Origin of the sequence: Nonomuraea basaltis, from assembly GCF_005893125.1 — a bacterium.
GTDB classification, from domain to species: Bacteria; Actinomycetota; Actinomycetes; order Streptosporangiales; family Streptosporangiaceae; genus Nonomuraea; species Nonomuraea basaltis.
On record NZ_VCJS01000034.1, the window covers coordinates 1 to 15,780 of the forward strand.

Here is a 15,780-nt window from a genome sequence, read left to right on the forward strand (position 1 = left end):
GGCCCCGCCCCAGCGCTCCGACTACGCGATGCCGCCCGCTCCGCCGCCGGCCGGGCCGGCCACGGGGATGCTCTACTCGGGCGCCGACCTGTTCTCGCCCCCGCAGGCCCAGCCCCAGCAGCAGCCCGCCTCCAGCAAGCCCTCGCCGAACATCTACGGCCTGCTCACCGTCTTCACGATCATGGACGGCGCCGGCGACGCGTTCGACCGGCTGGCCGAGGCCACCGTCGAGGCCGTGCGCGGCGGCGAGCCCGACACGCTCGTGTACGCCTGCCACGCCGTCAAGTCGGCGCCCCTGCAGCGCATCGTCTACGAGCTCTACCGTGACGAGGTGGCCTACCGCGACCACCAGCGCCAGCCGCACGTCGAGAGGTTCGTCAACGAGCGGCAGTCCATGGTGCTGGCCACCAACGTCATCGAGCTGAACGTCAACGCCGCGAAGGTGGTGCCCCTGCCGACGGCTATGTTCTGAGGGCCGCGCGCAGCCGGCTCTCGTCCACCCGCCAGAAGTCGTGCTGCACGCCGTCGATCAGCGTCACCGGGATCATCTCCCAGTACTTCTCCTTGAGCTCTTCGGAGGATTCGATGCTGATCTCCTCCCAGGGCACGCCGAGCTCGCCCGCCACCCTGGCGATGACCTCGCGCGCGTCGTCACACAAGTGACAGCCGGGCTTGCCGAGCAAGGTGATGCGATGCATACAGCAACCGTACCGCCGTGACTTTGTGCATCGGTTCACAAAGGGATTAACCTGAAAGACGGTTCTATTCCGTCCCCGCGGTCCCCAAGCCGCCCGTCCCCTGGAGCTCCGGCACGTGAAGAGCCCGTCCCACCCCCGTGACCGCGGCATTCCCGAGGCGACGGTCGCCAGGCTTCCGTTGTACCTGCGGGCGCTGCACGGGATGGCCGAGCGGGGCACCCCGACCGTCAGCTCCGAGGACCTGGCCGTGGCCGCCGGCGTCAACTCCGCCAAGCTCCGCAAGGATCTGTCACATCTCGGCTCGTACGGCACCCGCGGCGTAGGCTATGACGTGGAGTACCTCGTCTACCAGATCTCCCGCGAGCTCGGGCTGACACAAGACTGGGCGGTGGCGATCGTCGGAGTCGGCAACCTCGGCCGCGCGCTGGCCAACTACGGCGGTTTCGTCTCCAGGGGCTTCCGGGTGGCGGCGCTCGTCGACGCCGACCCCGAAGTCGTGGGCGACACCATCGCGGGGTTGAATGTGGAGCACATCGATGAACTGGAAGCCGTGATCCAGCGGCGTGGAGTCTCGATCGTGGTGCTGGCGACACCGGCGGAGGCGGCGCAGGAAGTCTGCGATCGCGTGATCGCCGTAGGCGTCACCAGCATCCTGAACTTCGCCCCAGTTGTGCTTTCCGTGCCGGATGGCGTCGATGTCCGTAAAGTCGACCTATCAATCGAACTGCAGATTCTCGCGTTCCACGAGCAACGCAAGGCTGGGGGGCCACTCATGGCGGTGGACAGTCAATGAGTGTTCTGTCTATCGGACTCAGTCACCGGACCTCTCCGGTGGCCCTGCTTGAGCGCGTCTCGATGACGGGTGACGCGCTCGTCAAACTCCTGCACGACGTGCAGCAGGACCCCTGCGTCGCAGAGGCCATGGTGGTCTCGACCTGCAACCGGGTCGAGGTCTACGTCACGGTCGACCGCTTCCACGCCGCCGTCACCGCCGTCAGCCGCCTGCTGGGCGTCCACTCGGGCGTCCCGGTCGAGGAGCTGACGCCGCACTTCTACGTGCACTACGAGGAGCAGGCGGTCGAGCACCTGTTCTCCGTGGTGTGCGGCCTCGACTCCATGGTCGTCGGCGAGGGCCAGATCCTCGGCCAGGTCCGCCAGGCGCTCAAGCTGGCACAGCGCCACGGCACCGTCGGCGCCACCCTCAACGAGCTGGTCCAGCAGGCGCTGCGGGTCGGCAAGCGGGCGCACCACGACACCGGCATCGACCAGGCCGGCGCGTCGCTGGTCTCGGCCGGGCTCGCGCTGGCGGGCGACCTGGCCGGGCAGCGGGCGCTGGTGGTCGGCGCGGGCTCCATGAGCTCGCTGGCCGCCGTCACGCTGGCCCGCGCGGGCGTCACCGACATCGTGGTGGCCAACCGCACGTACGAGCGCGGCGCCCGGCTGGCCGAGAACGTCGGCGGGCGGGCGGTGGAGTTCTCCGCCGTGGCGCGCGAGCTGGCCGAGGCCGACATCGTGATCACCTGCACGGGTGCGGGCCGCCACATCATCACGCCGGATATGCTGAGCAGAGCAGCGTTCCTGCTGGACCTGGCGCTGCCGCACGACATCGACCCTGCCGTGCGCCATGTGCCCGGCATCCGGCTGGTCGACCTGGAGACGATTCAGGAGTCCGGCATCGGCTCCCGGGAGGGCGACGCGGTCCAGTCCGTACGCGCCCTCGTCGCGGAGGAGCTACGGGCCTACCTCGATGCCGAGCGGGCCGCCAAGGTCACCCCGACCGTGGTCGCGTTGCGTAGCAAGGCGGCCGACGTGGTCGAGTCCGAGCTCGGCCGCCTCCTGATGCGAGTGCCCGAACTCGACGAGCGGGCAAGGGACGAGGTCGCCATGACCGTGCAGCGGGTCGTCGACAAGCTGCTCCACGAGCCGACCGTGCGTGTCAAGCAGCTCGCCACCTGCCCAGGAGGCGATCATTATGCGGAGGCGCTGCGTGAGCTGTTCAATCTGGATCCGAAGGTGCCCGAGGCCGTGAGAGAGGTGGAGCTGTGACGCCGGGGACTCTGCGGCTGGGAACACGCCGCAGCCTGATGGCGACCACACAGTCCCAGATGGTGGCCGACGCCTACACCGAGCGCACCGGGCGCGCGGTGGAGCTCGTCGGCGTCACCACGTTCGGCGACGTCACCAAGGCTCACCTCGCCCAGCTCGGCGGCACGGGCGTGTTCGTCAGCGCGCTGCGCGACAAGCTGCTCGAAGACGAGATCGACTTCGCCGTGCACTCGCTGAAGGACCTGCCGACCAAGCAGGATCCGCGCTTCACGCTGGCCGCGATCCCGGCCCGGCACGACCACCGCGACGCGCTGGTCGGCGCGCACAAGTTCGCCGACCTCGCGCCCGGCGCCAGGGTCGGCACCGGCTCGCCGCGCCGGATCGCGATGCTCAGCGCGCTCCGCCCCGACCTGGAGTACGTCCCGATCCGCGGCAACGCCGACACGCGCATCGGCAAGGTCGCCTCCGGCGAGCTGGACGCGGTCGTGCTGGCCTCGGCCGGCCTGACCAGGATCGGCCGCAGCGCGGACATCGCGCAGATCTTCGAGATCGAGGAGCTGCTGCCCGCGCCCGGCCAGGGCGCGCTGGCCGTCGAGTGCCGCTCCGACCGCCCCGACCTGATCGAGTTGCTCGGCGTGCTCGACGACCCGTCCACCCGCTCCGCGGTGACCGCGGAGCGCGCCCTGCTGAACGCTCTCGAGGCCGGCTGTTCCGCCCCAGTGGGTGCTTTCGCGGCCGATGACGGGCACACTCTGAACTTGACCGCCGTGGTCGTCGCCATCGACGGCCGCGAGGCGGTCCGCAAGTCCGCCGCCGGCTCTCCTTCGGAGGCAGCCAACCTGGGCCGCCTCCTAGCGGCCGAGATGATCGCCGAAGGAGCCGACAGATTGATGGGGGAGCATTCCCATTGAGCTCCGATAGTCCAACCTCCGGTTTCGTCGCGTTCGTGGGCGCGGGTCCTGGTGACCCCAACCTGCTGACGCTCCGCGCCGCCGAGCTGCTCGCCAAGGCTGACGCCGTGGTGCTCGGCGAGGAAGCGCACCGCCCGCTGCTGCGTCACTGCCGCGACGGCGTCCAGGTCGCCGAGGGCGATGTCGTCAAGCGCGCCATGGGCGGGCAGGTCGTGGTGCGCCTGTGCGCGGGCGACCCCATGCTGTTCTCCTCGATCACCGAGGAGGTCGCGGCCTGCGCCGCGGCGGAGGTGGACTTCGAGATCGTGCCCGGCGTGCCGCCCGCGACCGCCGTGCTCACCTACGCGGGCATTCCGGCGGCCACGGCTGTGCCCGAGTTCAGGGTCGTCGACGCCGCGCAGGAGCAGGACTGGGCGTCCCACGCCGCCTGCAAGGGCACGCTGGTGATCTACAACGGCATCGGCGACGCCGTGACCATCGGCAAGGCCCTCGTCGCCGGGGGCAAGCCCGACACCACGCCCGTCGCGGTCAGCAGCGGCGGCACCACGACCGAGCAGTACACCGTCGTGTCCTCGCTCGGCAGGCTTCAGGCCGACCTCAAGCACGCCGGGTTCGCCGAGCCCGCGCTGATCGTGGTCGGCGAGGCCGTGGGGTTGCGCGACAAGCTGTCGTGGTTCGAGACCAAGCCGCTGTTCGGGTGGCGGGTGCTGGTGCCCCGTACCAAGGAGCAGTCGCGCAGGCTGTCCGAGCAGCTCATCGCCTACGGCGCGGTGCCGGAGGAGGTGCCGACCATCTCGGTCGAGCCGCCCCGCACGCCGCAGCAGATGGACCGCGCGATCAAGGGCCTGGTCACGGGCCGCTACGAGTGGGTGGCCTTCACCAGCGCGAACGCGGTCAAGGCCGTGCGCGAGAAGTTCGAGGAGTACGGCCTCGACGCGCGGGCCTTCGCCGGGCTCAAGGTGGCGGCCGTGGGCGAGGCGACCGCGCGGGCCCTGGTCGAGTTCGGGGTCAAGCCCGACCTGCTGCCCTCGGGCGAGCAGTCCTCCGAGGGGCTGGTGGCCGAGTGGCCGCCCTACGACTCGATGCTCGACCCGATCAACCGGGTGCTGCTGCCGCGGGCCGACATCTCGACCGACACGCTGGTGGCCGGGCTCACCGAGCTGGGCTGGGAGTGCGACGACGTCACCGCGTACCGGACCGTGCGGGCCGCGCCGCCGCCCGCGCCCATTCGCGAGGCGATCAAGGGCGGCGGGTTCGACGCCGTGCTCTTCACCTCGTCGTCCACCGTGCGCAACCTGGTGGGCATCGCGGGCAAGCCGCACAACGTCACCGTGATCGCGGTCATCGGGCCGCAGACGGCCAAGACCGCGGAGGAGTTCGGGCTCCGGGTCGACGTCATGGCCGACAAACCATCCGCATCCGCTTTGGCCGCCGCGCTGGCCGAGTACGGTGCCAAGCAGCGCCAGGCGGCCGTGGCCGCGGGTGACACCCCGCGCAGGCCCTCGCAGAACCGCCGGGGCGCAAGGAGAAGGAGACTCTGATGAGTGCGCGATTCCCCGTCGCCCGGCCGCGTCGGCTCCGCCGCAGCCCCGCACTGCGGCGGATGGTGGCGGGCACCCGGCTGCACCCAGCCGACCTGGTCCTGCCCGTGTTCGTCAAGGAGGGCATCGCCGAGCCGCAGCCGGTCGTCTCCATGCCGGGCGTGGTGCAGCACTCCCGCGACTCGCTGCGCAAGGCCGCGCACGAGGCGGCGGAGGCCGGCGTGGGCGGGCTCATTCTGTTCGGCATCCCCGCCGTCAAGGACGCCCGCGGCTCGGCCGCCGACGACCCCGACGGCATCCTGCAGGTGGCGCTGCGCGACGTGAACGCCGAGGTCGGCGACGCCATCGTGGTGATGGCCGACACGTGCCTCGACGAGTTCACCGACAACGGGCACTGCGGGATCCTCACCTCGTCGGGCGACGTGGACAACGACGCCACGCTGGAGCGGTACGCCTCCATCGCGGTGGCCCAGGCCGAGGCCGGGTCGCAGATGGTGGCGCCGAGCGGGATGATGGACGGCCAGGTCGGAGCGATCCGGGCGGCTTTGGATGGGGCCGGTTACGGAAATATCCCGATTCTGGCCTATTCCGCCAAATACGCCTCCGCCTTCTTCGGGCCGTTCCGCGACGCCGCCGAGTGCGCGCCGCAGTTCGGCGACCGCAGCACCCATCAGCAGGATCCGGCCGGGCCGCTGGAGGAGGCGCTGCGCGAAGTCCGGCTCGACCTCGCCGAGGGCGCCGACGCGGTCATGGTCAAGCCGGCGCTGGCCTACCTCGACATCATCGCCCGGTTCCGGGCCGAGGTGGACGTGCCGGTGGCCGCCTATCAGGTGAGCGGCGAGTACGCGATGATCGAGGCCGCCGCGGCGAACGGCTGGGTGGACCGCGAGCGGATGATCATGGAATCGCTGGTCGGGATCAAGCGTGCCGGGGCCGACATGATCTTGACGTACTGGGCCACCGAGGTGGCACGTCGGCTCTAACCATGGGGTTTCCCGTCAACTCCTGTGGCCTGTGCGTTAGAGTGCGATAACAAGTGCTGGTGTGTCCCGCGTGTGCGATCGCCCGCCCGGAGCCGGGACCTCCTCAGGCGCGGGAATCGACGGGAGACACCAAATGGTGGGGGTACCACTGGCTCGGCGTACCAGAAAACGGTCACGGCCGACGCGCATCGCCTCAGTGCTCGAATACGCCGCCATGGGATGGCCGGTCGTGCCCGGGGCCTACCCGCTGCGGAACGGTCCGCGCGCGTGCTCCTGTGACCGGCTCGGCTGTCCTGACCCCGGCGCCCATCCGCTCTCTCCGGCCTGGCACCTGCAGGCCACGACGGACCCAGCGCTGCTCACCCGGTGGTGGCAGGCCGAGCCCGAGGCCGGTGTGATTCTGCCCACCGGACGCGTGTTCGACGTCTTCGACGTACCGCTCGCCGTCGGCCTGTCGGCCCTCACCCGGATCGACGCCGCGGGAGCACATCCTGGCCCGGTCGCCGCCAAAGGCGACCGGGTTTTGTTTTACGTGGCCACGCGCGGCAATCCGGAGGACGAGGACGAGTGGTGGTCGTGCCACCTGGACTGCGACCCGGCGGCCATTGAGGACACGCCGGGGCTGCGGTGGCACTGCCGCGACAGCTACGTACTCGCGCCGCCCTCGGTCCTGCCCTCCGGGCAGCCCATCTCGTGGCTGCGGCCCCCGGACGGGCTGCCGCTGCCCGACCCGCTACGCATCCTGGAGTGGCTCGCCGACTGAGTCAGAACCGGCGGATGTCGCGCTGATCCACCTCGCTCATGACCTTGGCGACAGTGGCGAAGTCGTCGTCAACGTGGAGCACAGTGAGCCCGTGGTGCACAGCGGTGGCGCACAAAAGCAGGTCGATGACTCCAGCGGAATGATGTTGTCCCGTCTGTGTCAGCTTGTACTGTGCGTTCTCCACCCATCGCCAGGCCGTCTTAGGCACGGGTGCGAGTTCACAGAGAGTATCGAGCTCGTTCTCCAATTCGTCCCTGTGGGCAGGGCCCGTGGCCGAATAGAGGAATTCCGTTCTTGTGGGCTCGCAGATCCGCAGCGGCTGTGTGGTGATCCGGTCGCCCCATGTCTCAAGCGCATCGGCGTTCCGCAAGAGGTGCTACAGCGCGGACGTGTCGATGAGATAGGACATCAGCTGATGGCCTCTTTCCAGGCCGTTCTCGCTGCCTGGCGTGCCGCCGAGGTCTCGTCGAACTCACCGCGTCGCGCGCGTGCGGCGAGCTTCTCCAGTGCCTCGATCCGTTTGACCCGTGCGACGTATTCCCGGAGAGCGAGGTTGACCACTCTGAAGGCTGGCCGCCGTCCCGGCTAACCTGGATCAGGTGAGCCGTACACAGAACTCCGAGGACCTGTTCGCCCGCGCCCGCGAGATCGTGCCCGGGGGCGTCAACTCTCCGGTGCGCGCGTTCGGCGCCGTCGGTGGCACGCCGCGTTTCATGGCCTCAGGTCAGGGGCCCTACATCACCGATGTGGACGGCAACCGCTACGTGGATCTGGTCTGCTCCTGGGGGCCGATGATCCTCGGGCACCGGCACCCCGCGGTCGTCGAGGCCGTGTCGGGGGCGATCGCCAGCGGCTTCTCCTACGGCACCGCCACCCAGGGCGAGGTCGAGCTGGCCGAGGAGATCGTGGCCAGGGTGGCGCCGGTCGAGAAGGTACGGCTGGTCAGCTCGGGCACCGAGGCGACCATGAGCGCGGTGCGGCTGGCGCGCGGATTCACCGGGCGGTCGAAGGTGATCAAGTTCGCCGGGTGCTACCACGGGCACGTGGACGCGCTGCTGGCCTCGGCCGGGTCCGGGGTGGTGACGTTCGGGCTGCCCGACACGCCGGGTGTGACCGGGGCGTCTGCGGCGGACACGATCGTGCTGCCGTACAACTCGATCGAGGCCGTCGAGGAGGCGTTCGCAGCGGCGGACGTCGCATGCGTGATCACCGAGGCCTGCCCCGCGAACATGGGTGTCGTCCCGCCACGTGAGGGTTTCAACGCGCGCCTGCGCGAGCTGTGCACGGCCAACGGGGCGCTGCTGATCGTCGATGAGGTGCTGACGGGGTTCCGGGTCTCGGCCGCCGGATGGTACGGGCTGGACCCGGTGGATGCCGACCTGATGACGTTCGGGAAGGTCATGGGCGGCGGGCTGCCGGCGGCCGCATTCGGCGGGCGGGCGGACGTCATGGCCTATCTGGCGCCCGAGGGGCCGGTCTACCAGGCGGGCACGTTGTCGGGTAACCCGCTGGCGTGCGCGGCCGGGCTGGCCACGCTGCGGGCCCTGGACGCCGCCGCGTACGAGCGGGTGGACGGCGCCGCGCTCACAGTCGGCAAGGCCGCCTCCGAGGCGCTGGCCGCGGCCGGGGTGCCGCACCGGCTCCAGCGGGCGGGCAGCCTGTTCTCGATCTTCTTCACGGACGCCGAGGTGACGAACTTCGCCGAGGCCAAGACACAGAACACCGCAGCGTTCACCGCGTTCTTCCACGCGATGCTGGACCAGGGCGTCTATCTGCCGCCGTCGGCGTACGAGGCGTGGTTCCTGTCGGCCGCGCACGACGACCAGGCGCTCAACCAGGTCGCGGAGGCGCTGCCGGCCGCGGCGAAGGCCGCCGCCGCCGTGCTTTGAGACGCGGTGCTCTAAGACGCGGTGCTCTAAGACACGGCGTGTACGGCGCCACGATCGAAGCGTCGTAGCGGCGCAGCAGCCATCCCCAGACGCCGAACCCGCCCAGCGTGGAGATGAACGCCCGGCGCTGGACCACGTTGCCCAGACCCCAGGCGGCCGCGGCCGCCACGCAGAGGGTGAAGGCCCCGATCGGGCCGGACACCCCGAAATCGTACGCGACCAGGGCGAGGCCGCCGAAGGCGACGGCCAGACCGAGGAGTGGCGAAGCGGGCGCGACCATGAGCGCGGCCGCGAGGCCGACGGCGAGGGGGAGGTGGCGGGGCCGCACTCAGCGAGTGGGCTTCTGGTAACGGATGCGCTGGTCGCGAGCCTGCTCGGCCAGCACCTTCAGGTACGAGGTGGTGCTCGGCTGCTGCTTCTTCGTGTTAATGATTCTCATGCATCTATTTTCATCTGCTACACATTCAAGCACAAGCGAGACTTTCTACGCTAAACCCTTTAGGCTGGCTTACATGTTGGACTTGAACCGGCTCAAGGCTCTTCACGCAGTTCACGTCTACGGGTCGGTGGGAGCGGCGGCCGACGCGCTCATGGTCACCCCGTCGGCCGTGTCCCAGCAGATCGCCAAGCTGGAGCGGGAAACCGGCGCCAGGCTCGTGGAGCGCAACGGCCGCGGCGTCCGGCTGACGGACGCCGCCGGGCTGCTTGCCGAGCACGCCGAGCGCATCCTCGCCCTGGTCGAGACCGCCGAGGCGGACTTCGAGGCGCTGCGCGGCGAGGTCGTCGGCCGGCTGAACATCGCCGCCTTCCCCACCGCCGTCCGCGGGATCATGCCGAAGGCGCTGAGCTCGCTCCGGACCCGCCACCCCGACCTGTGGGTCCAGCTCAACGAGCGCGAGCCTGAGCGGGTGGTGCGCGACGTGGCCAGGGGCGAGCTGGACCTGGGCGTGATCCAGGACTGGCTCAACAGGCCCATGGCCATGCCCGACGGGCTGTCCAGGGCCACGCTGCTCGACGACATCGCCGACGTGGCGTTGCCCGCCGGCCATCCACTGGCCGAGGCCAGGGAGGTGGAGCTGGCCCAGCTGCACGGCGAGCGGTGGATCAGCTCCTCGCCCGGCACCGTGTGCAGCGACTGGCTGGTGTTCACGCTGCGCAACGCCTCGCTGGAGCCGGTGATCGCGTGCATGGCCGACGAATACCCGACGCAGCTCGCCCTGGTGGCGGGCGGCCTGGGCTGTGCGATCGTGCCGCGGCTCGGCCGGGACTGCGTGCCCGACGGCGTGCGGCTCGTGCCGATCAGGCCACGGCAGTCGCGCCGGATCTACGCCGTGTGGCGGTCGGACGCGGCCCGCCGGCCCGCGATCAGAGCCCTGGTCGAGGCCCTCGCCGAGGCGAGCAGGGAGCAGGAGAACGCCTGGGCGGTCAGCTGAGGGCGACGGATCGCCGTGCGGTCAGCGCGATGAACGCCGTGCGATCAGCTGAGCGCGATGGCCACGACGCCGCCGAGGATCACTCCTGCGGCCAGCAGCCGGCGCGGCAGGTCGCCCTCGGCCAGCAGGCGCCCGCCGAGCACGACCGCGATCAGCACGCTGATCTCCCGGGCCGGCGCCACCACGCTCACCGGCGCCATCGTGAACGCGTACAGCACCAGCAGGTACGACACGAAGGCCAGCACGGCGGCCCCCAGGATCCCGAACCGGTGCTGCCGCCACACCGGTAAGATCAGCCGCCGCCGCGCGCCGAGCACGAACGGCGTGAGCACGAGGGCGCGCCCGACCTCGCCGAGGTAGTTGAGCATCAACGGGGCCACCGCGAACGCGCTCACCACCCGCGAGTCCCAGACCGTGTAGCCCGCGATGAACAGCCCCACGACCAGCCCCGCCAGCACCCCGCTGAGATCGCCGCGGGCGGCGTTCCCGCTCAGCAGCAACACGCCCACCCCCACCAGCGCGATCCCCGCCACGCCCGCCGCGGACGGGCGCTCGCCCAGGAACAGCACGGCGACCAGGCTCGCCAGCATCGGCCCCGTGCCGCGCGCGACCGGGTAGACCACCGACAGGTCGCCCGCGCCGTACCCGCGCTGGAGCAGCACGAAGTAGCAAAGGTGGATGGCCGTGCTGCCGCCGATCACGGCGAGGTCCCTCCAGGTCAGCCGGGCACCGGTGACCAGCAGGAACCCGGCGAACAGCGGGCTCCACACGACCGCGGCGGCGACGGCGACGAGCCAGACGAAGACCAGGCCGTCGGCTTGGGAGGCCCGCTTGCTCAGCAGGTTCCACGTGGCGTGGGCGACGGCGGCGACGAGGACGAGGACGAGGGCCCAGGGACTCACTCGGCGGCTCCTTCCGGAGCCGACCCTACCTTCGCGTGAATTCGCGGTGAACGCGGGCCTTGACCGCGCGGCCCGGCCGAGCGGATAGGCTGTGCGCACCATGGCTGAAACCACCGTCGTCCACCTGTTGCGCCACGGTGAGGTGCACAACCCCAGAGGCGTCCTCTACGGCCGGTTGCCCGGCTACCACCTGTCGGAGACAGGCCAGCTCATGGCCGACACGGTCGCCAAGGCGGTCGGCGGCCGTGACATCGTCGCGCTCTACAGCTCCCCGCTCGAACGCGCGCTGGAGACTTCGGCCCCCATCGCCGACAAGCTGGGCCTGGAGGTCCAGCAGGACGTCCGGCTGATCGAGGCGGGCAACCTCCTGGAGGGCCGCTCGGTGGGGCAGGGGATGGCGGTGTTCCGCGACTGGCGCAACTACCGCTATTTCTGGAACCCGATGCGCCCGTCCTGGGGCGAGCCGTATCCGGCCATCGTCCAGCGGATGAAGTCGATGATCGACGAAGCCAGGGCCGCGGCGCGCGGGCACGAGACGGTGCTCGTCAGCCACCAGCTCCCGATCTGGGCGATCAGGATGGCGGCCGAGGGCCGCAGGCTGTGGCACGACCCCCGGCGCAGGCAGTGCGCACTGGCCAGCCTCACCACGCTCACGTTCGATGGGGACCGCCTGATCAGCATCGGCTACAGCGAGCCGGCCGGCTCGCTGGACACGGGGCCCTCCATCCCCGGCGCCTGAACCCGATGTCCGGGGCGTACGACCCCGCCGGTAGAGTTGCAAGCTCTACCGGTTGTAGTACAAGGAGATCTTCCTCCGTGCGCGCCAAGTCCGTCTTCCTCGTTCTCCTGGCCCTGCTGGTCGCGGGCTGCGCCGGCAACCAGAGCGGCCAGCCGCAGGCCGGCGACACCCGGTTCGTCGCGGGTGACGGGAAGATGCAGGTGTTCGCCGCGGACGAGCGCGAGGCCGCGCCCGCGATCCAGGGGCCGACTCTCGACGGGGGCAGCGCCTCGCTCGCCGCGCACAAGGGCAAGGTCGTGGTGCTCAACTTCTGGGCATCGTGGTGCGGCCCGTGCCGGGCGGAGGCGCCGGTGCTCAAGGAGGTCGCGGCCAAGACCAAGGGCAGCGGCGTGGAGTTCCTCGGGGTCGACTTCAAGGACCGCCAGGCCGACGCGCTGGCGTTCGAGCGCACCGAGAAGACCGGCTACCCGCACATCTTCGACCAGCCGGGCAAGGTGGCGCTGGCCTTCCAGGGCACGGTGCCGCCCGCGGCCATCCCGTCCACGCTGATCATCGACAAGCAGGGCAGGATCGCGGCCAGGGCGCTGGGCGCGGTGAAATACACCGACCTGATGGACACGGTGACCAAGGTGCGCGATGAATGACGTCGTGGCCTCCGGGTCGCTGCTGCTGGCCGTGCCGATCGCGGTGCTGGCCGGGGTCGTGTCGTTCCTGTCGCCGTGCGTGCTGCCGCTGGTGCCCGGCTACCTGTCCTACGTGACCGGCATGAGCGCCGACCCCAAGCGGGGACGGCTGGTGCTCGGGACGGTGCTGTTCGTGGCCGGGTTCGGCGTGGTGTTCGTGCTCAGCGGGGCGCTGTTCGGCGGGCTCGGGTCGGTGATGCTGGGCAACGCCGAGATCATCACGCGGGTGCTCGGGGTGCTGACGATCCTGCTCGGGCTGGCGTTCCTGGGCGTGGTGCCCGGGCTGATGCGCGACGTGCGCATCCACCGGCTGCCGGCCGCGGGGCTGGCCGGGGCGCCGCTGCTCGGGGTGGTGTTCGGGCTGGGGTGGACGCCGTGCATCGGTCCCACACTGGCCGTCGTGCTGGCGCTCGGGCTCAACGAGGGCAGCGCCGCCCGCGGGGCACTCCTCGCCGTCGCGTACGCGCTGGGTCTCGGGCTGCCGTTCGTGGGCGCGGCGCTGGCGTACAGCAAGGCTCTGCGTACGTTCCAGGCCATCCGCAAGCACTCGCGCCTGATCACCAGGATCGGCGGCGGCATGATGGTGGCCGTCGGGGTGCTGCTGGTGAGCGGTCTCTGGGGAGAGATGATCGCGGGCATGCAGGGACTGATCGGCGCGTTCGAGCCGGTGATCTGATGAGCGTTCAGGAGCTGGAGAGGGAGCAGGCGCCCAAGCAGGGCGCATTCGGGCTCGTGGCGTGGCTGCGGTGGGGGTGGCGCACGCTCACCTCGATGAAGACGGCGCTGATCCTGCTGTTCCTGCTCGCGCTCGGCTCGGTGCCCGGCTCGCTGGTGCCGCAGCGCGGCGTCGAGCCCGACAAGGTGGCGCGGCTCTACGAGCAGAGCCCCACCCTGGCCGAGTGGTACGACCGGTTCCAGCTCTTCGAGGTGTTCACCTCGACCTGGTTCGCGGCGGTCTACCTGCTGCTGTTCGCCTCGCTGATCGGCTGCGTCATCCCGCGTGCCGCGACCTACCTGCGCGAGCTGCGCCGCAAGCCGCCCGCCGCGCCGAAGAACCTGTCCCGCTTGCCCCACTTCACTTCGTTCGAGGGCGACCTGGGGGTCGAAACGGCCGCGCGGCGGCTTCGGAAGCAGCGCTTCCGCGTCGTGACCGGGGACGGCTGGGTCTCCGCGGAGAAGGGCTACCTGCGCGAGACCGGCAACCTGTTCTTCCACATCGCCCTGCTCGGCATCCTGCTCGCGATCGGCGCCGGCTCGCTGTTCGGCTACCGCGGCAACGTCCTGGTCGTGGAGGGTGAGGGGTTCGCCAACACGGTGGCCGCCTACGACCGCTACATCCCGGGCAGCCAGGTGTCCGCCGAGTCGCTGGAGCCGTTCTCGCTCCAGCTGACCGACTTCAAGGTCTCCTACCAGGTCACGGGCGACAAGCGGGGTCAGGCGCTCGACTACTCGGCCTACCTGAAGGTCAACGACTCGCCAGAGGCGCCCGCCCGCGACTTCGAGCTCAAGGTCAACACGCCGCTCGAGGTCAACGGCACGCAGACCTACCTGATCGGCAACGGCTACGCCCCCGTCTTCAGGGTCACCGACGGCCAGGGGCAGGTGGCCTTCGAGGGCGCCGTGCCGTGCCTCATCGAGGACAAGCCCACGATGAGCTCGGGATGCGTGCTCAAGGCGCCGGACGCGCAGCCGGCGCAGCTGGGGTTCCTGCTGCGCTTCCTGCCCACCAGCGTGCCGCTGACCGACGGCACCTACGTCTCGGCCTTCCCCGGGAAGCTCAATCCCGAGGTGCAGCTCATCGGGGCCTTCTCCGGCGACCTGGGCCTGCGCTCGGGCAGGCCGCAGTCGGTCTACGAGCTCGCGCCGCCCGAGGCCATGAAGAAGCTCACGCCGCTCGTCATGGGCACGAACGTGCCCAAGCCGCTCGCGGCCGGCCAGTCGGTCGACCTGCCCGAGGGGGCGGGCAAGCTGGAGTTCCTGGGCGTCAAGGAATGGATGACACTCCAGACGGCCTACGACCCGGGGCGCGTGCCTGCCCTGGTGGCCGCCGCCACGGCCGTCGTGTCGATCGCGCTCTCGCTCATGATCCGGCGCCGCCGGGTCTTCGTGCGGATCAAGGAGGGCACGGTCGACGTGGGCGGCCTGACCCGCACCGAAGGCTCCGCGGCGGGCTTCGCCGAGGAGTTCGCCGACATCGTCAAGGTTCTAGCAGCTGGAGAAAAGGATGCCCGCTGAGCAACTCGCCGAGCTGAGCGACCTTTTCGTGGTCGCCGCGGTCCTGCTCTACGTGTTCGCCATGGTCGGCTTCGCGATGGAGCTGGCCTTCGGCCGCTTCCGCCGCGGCAAGGCGGTCGCCGTCAAGCAGCCGGTCGCGGTGGGAGCGGCGGGTGGCGCGGAAGCCTCCGACGCCTCCGGCGTGGCCGGGCCGCCCGATGCCGAGGAGGCCGGCGCGCCGTCGCGCGGGGCGGCCATGGCAGGGACGGTGGCGCTCGCGCTCGCCGGGCTCGGCTGGGCCGCCAACCTGACCGCCATCGTCACCCGCGGCCTGGCCGTGGACCGGTGGCCGTGGGGCAACATGTACGAGTTCGTGGTGGCCATCTGCTTCGCCGCCGTGTCCGCGTTCCTCGGCACCCAGCTCCGCCACAACGTCCGCTTCCTCGGCGGGTTCGTCATGGTGACCGCAGCGCTCGGGCTCGGGCTGGCCGTCAAGGTCTTCTACACGGCCGCGGGTCCCGTCGTGCCCGCTCTGAACTCGTACTGGATCGCCATCCACGTCACCGCCGCGATCATCGCCAGCGGCCTGCTGACGCTGGCGGGCGTCGCCGGCGTCCTCTACCTGATCCGCGGCGACGGGCTCTCCCGCCTGCCGGCCCGCGAGGACCTGGAGCGGGTGGCGCACCGGGCGATCGTGTTCGCGTTCCCGCTGTGGACGTTCGCGGTGATCGCGGGCGCATTGTGGGCGGACCGGGCCTGGGGCCGCTACTGGGGCTGGGACCCCAAGGAGGTCTGGTCGTTCATCACCTGGGTGGCCTACGCCGCCTACCTGCACGCCAGGGTGACGGCCGGATGGCGGGGCAGGGCCGCGACGACCGTGCAGCTCGTGGCGTTCGCCTGCCTGCTGTTCAACCTGATCGGCGTCAACATCTTCATCAGCGGCCTGCACAGCTACGCCGACGTGTAGCCGGTCCGGCT

General features: G+C 70.6%; 18 protein-coding genes. 14 read left to right on the top strand and 4 right to left on the bottom strand.

Annotated elements, in window-relative coordinates:
• Positions 1 to 472: putative quinol monooxygenase (locus tag EJK15_RS18160; protein WP_171074388.1), on the top strand; the 472-nt coding region annotated here is incomplete at its 5' end.
• Here EJK15_RS18160 and EJK15_RS18165 read toward each other — a convergent pair.
• A complete protein-coding gene (locus EJK15_RS18165; RefSeq protein WP_138711633.1) occupies positions 462 to 698 on the bottom strand; it encodes a glutaredoxin family protein in 237 nt (78 codons plus the stop codon). The genes EJK15_RS18160 and EJK15_RS18165 overlap by 11 nt on opposite strands.
• Before the next feature lie 115 nt (positions 699 to 813).
• On the opposite strand from EJK15_RS18165, the gene EJK15_RS18170 reads away from it, so the two are divergent.
• The 6 genes from EJK15_RS18170 (at position 814) to EJK15_RS18195 (ending at position 6,942) form a co-directional block, all read left to right on the top strand.
• Positions 814 to 1,491 carry a redox-sensing transcriptional repressor Rex gene (locus EJK15_RS18170; RefSeq protein WP_171074389.1) on the top strand — a complete coding sequence of 226 codons (678 nt, stop codon included), beginning with the start codon at positions 814 to 816 and terminating at the stop codon, positions 1,489 to 1,491.
• Complete coding sequence (locus tag EJK15_RS18175; protein ID WP_138711635.1) at positions 1,488 to 2,744, top strand: glutamyl-tRNA reductase; 1,257 nt, start codon at positions 1,488 to 1,490, stop codon at positions 2,742 to 2,744. Before EJK15_RS18170 ends, EJK15_RS18175 begins: the two co-directional genes overlap by 4 nt.
• Positions 2,741 to 3,655: a hydroxymethylbilane synthase gene (gene hemC / locus EJK15_RS18180; protein WP_138711636.1), complete on the top strand. Its 915-nt coding sequence runs from the start codon at positions 2,741 to 2,743 to the stop codon at positions 3,653 to 3,655. The genes EJK15_RS18175 and hemC overlap by 4 nt, the downstream gene beginning before the upstream one ends.
• On the top strand, positions 3,652 to 5,196 hold the full coding sequence (locus EJK15_RS18185; RefSeq protein ID WP_240777039.1) for a bifunctional uroporphyrinogen-III C-methyltransferase/uroporphyrinogen-III synthase: 1,545 nt from the start codon (positions 3,652 to 3,654) through the stop codon (positions 5,194 to 5,196). Before hemC ends, EJK15_RS18185 begins: the two co-directional genes overlap by 4 nt.
• Positions 5,196 to 6,179, top strand: coding sequence for a porphobilinogen synthase (gene hemB / locus EJK15_RS18190; protein ID WP_138711637.1), 984 nt, complete (start codon positions 5,196 to 5,198; stop codon positions 6,177 to 6,179). The genes EJK15_RS18185 and hemB overlap by 1 nt, the downstream gene beginning before the upstream one ends.
• Positions 6,180 to 6,312: 133 nt before the next feature.
• Positions 6,313 to 6,942: a bifunctional DNA primase/polymerase gene (locus tag EJK15_RS18195; protein ID WP_138711638.1), complete on the top strand. Its 630-nt coding sequence runs from the start codon at positions 6,313 to 6,315 to the stop codon at positions 6,940 to 6,942.
• Between the two features lies 1 nt (position 6,943).
• Here the strand turns inward: EJK15_RS18195 and EJK15_RS18200 are convergent, their stop codons facing one another.
• The gene (locus EJK15_RS18200) at positions 6,944 to 7,312 is read right to left on the bottom strand and encodes a PIN domain-containing protein (RefSeq protein WP_206060936.1); all 369 of its coding nucleotides are present in this window, start codon (positions 7,310 to 7,312) and stop codon (positions 6,944 to 6,946) included.
• Between the two features lie 229 nt (positions 7,313 to 7,541).
• On the opposite strand from EJK15_RS18200, the gene hemL reads away from it, so the two are divergent.
• Positions 7,542 to 8,831 carry a glutamate-1-semialdehyde 2,1-aminomutase gene (gene hemL / locus EJK15_RS18205; protein ID WP_138711639.1) on the top strand — a complete coding sequence of 430 codons (1,290 nt, stop codon included), beginning with the start codon at positions 7,542 to 7,544 and terminating at the stop codon, positions 8,829 to 8,831.
• On the opposite strand, the gene EJK15_RS18210 is transcribed toward hemL, so the two are convergent.
• Positions 8,773 to 9,159, bottom strand: coding sequence for a hypothetical protein (locus tag EJK15_RS18210; protein ID WP_138711640.1), 387 nt, complete (start codon positions 9,157 to 9,159; stop codon positions 8,773 to 8,775). The genes hemL and EJK15_RS18210 overlap by 59 nt on opposite strands.
• 184 nt (positions 9,160 to 9,343) lie before the next feature.
• On the opposite strand from EJK15_RS18210, the gene EJK15_RS18215 reads away from it, so the two are divergent.
• Positions 9,344 to 10,264 carry a LysR family transcriptional regulator gene (locus EJK15_RS18215; RefSeq protein WP_138711641.1) on the top strand — a complete coding sequence of 307 codons (921 nt, stop codon included), beginning with the start codon at positions 9,344 to 9,346 and terminating at the stop codon, positions 10,262 to 10,264.
• A gap of 44 nt (positions 10,265 to 10,308) precedes the next feature.
• Here the strand turns inward: EJK15_RS18215 and EJK15_RS18220 are convergent, their stop codons facing one another.
• Positions 10,309 to 11,166, bottom strand: a complete 858-nt coding sequence (locus EJK15_RS18220) for a DMT family transporter (RefSeq protein WP_171074390.1) — start codon at positions 11,164 to 11,166, stop codon at positions 10,309 to 10,311.
• Between the two features lie 100 nt (positions 11,167 to 11,266).
• Here EJK15_RS18220 and EJK15_RS18225 point away from each other — a divergent pair, with 100 nt between their 5' ends.
• From EJK15_RS18225 to ccsA, 5 genes are all read left to right on the top strand, one after another.
• The gene (locus EJK15_RS18225) at positions 11,267 to 11,905 is read left to right on the top strand and encodes a histidine phosphatase family protein (RefSeq protein ID WP_138711643.1); all 639 of its coding nucleotides are present in this window, start codon (positions 11,267 to 11,269) and stop codon (positions 11,903 to 11,905) included.
• 77 nt (positions 11,906 to 11,982) lie between these two features.
• A complete protein-coding gene (locus EJK15_RS18230) occupies positions 11,983 to 12,549 on the top strand; it encodes a TlpA family protein disulfide reductase (protein WP_138711644.1) in 567 nt (188 codons plus the stop codon).
• On the top strand, positions 12,542 to 13,264 hold the full coding sequence (locus EJK15_RS18235; protein ID WP_138711645.1) for a cytochrome c biogenesis CcdA family protein: 723 nt from the start codon (positions 12,542 to 12,544) through the stop codon (positions 13,262 to 13,264). The genes EJK15_RS18230 and EJK15_RS18235 overlap by 8 nt, the downstream gene beginning before the upstream one ends.
• The gene (resB, locus tag EJK15_RS18240) at positions 13,264 to 14,823 is read left to right on the top strand and encodes a cytochrome c biogenesis protein ResB (protein ID WP_138711646.1); all 1,560 of its coding nucleotides are present in this window, start codon (positions 13,264 to 13,266) and stop codon (positions 14,821 to 14,823) included. The genes EJK15_RS18235 and resB overlap by 1 nt, the downstream gene beginning before the upstream one ends.
• Positions 14,813 to 15,769, top strand: a complete 957-nt coding sequence (gene ccsA / locus EJK15_RS18245; protein WP_138711647.1) for a cytochrome c biogenesis protein CcsA — start codon at positions 14,813 to 14,815, stop codon at positions 15,767 to 15,769. Before resB ends, ccsA begins: the two co-directional genes overlap by 11 nt.
• The last annotated feature ends 11 nt before the right edge of the window (positions 15,770 to 15,780 follow it).

Bases quoted from the DNA above. Each gene is read 5' to 3' on its own strand.
- EJK15_RS18225 (WP_138711643.1), top strand. From the start codon at position 11,267: ATGGCTGAAACCACCGTCGTCCACCTGTTGCGCCACGGTGAGGTGCAC.
- EJK15_RS18235 (WP_138711645.1), top strand. From the start codon at position 12,542: ATGAATGACGTCGTGGCCTCCGGGTCGCTGCTGCTGGCCGTGCCGATC.
- ccsA (WP_138711647.1), top strand. From the start codon at position 14,813: ATGCCCGCTGAGCAACTCGCCGAGCTGAGCGACCTTTTCGTGGTCGCC.
- resB (WP_138711646.1), top strand. From the start codon at position 13,264: ATGAGCGTTCAGGAGCTGGAGAGGGAGCAGGCGCCCAAGCAGGGCGCA.
- EJK15_RS18215 (WP_138711641.1), top strand. From the start codon at position 9,344: ATGTTGGACTTGAACCGGCTCAAGGCTCTTCACGCAGTTCACGTCTAC.
- hemB (WP_138711637.1), top strand. From the start codon at position 5,196: ATGAGTGCGCGATTCCCCGTCGCCCGGCCGCGTCGGCTCCGCCGCAGC.
- EJK15_RS18165 (WP_138711633.1), bottom strand. From the start codon at position 698: ATGCATCGCATCACCTTGCTCGGCAAGCCCGGCTGTCACTTGTGTGAC.
- EJK15_RS18195 (WP_138711638.1), top strand. From the start codon at position 6,313: ATGGTGGGGGTACCACTGGCTCGGCGTACCAGAAAACGGTCACGGCCG.
- EJK15_RS18175 (WP_138711635.1), top strand. From the start codon at position 1,488: ATGAGTGTTCTGTCTATCGGACTCAGTCACCGGACCTCTCCGGTGGCC.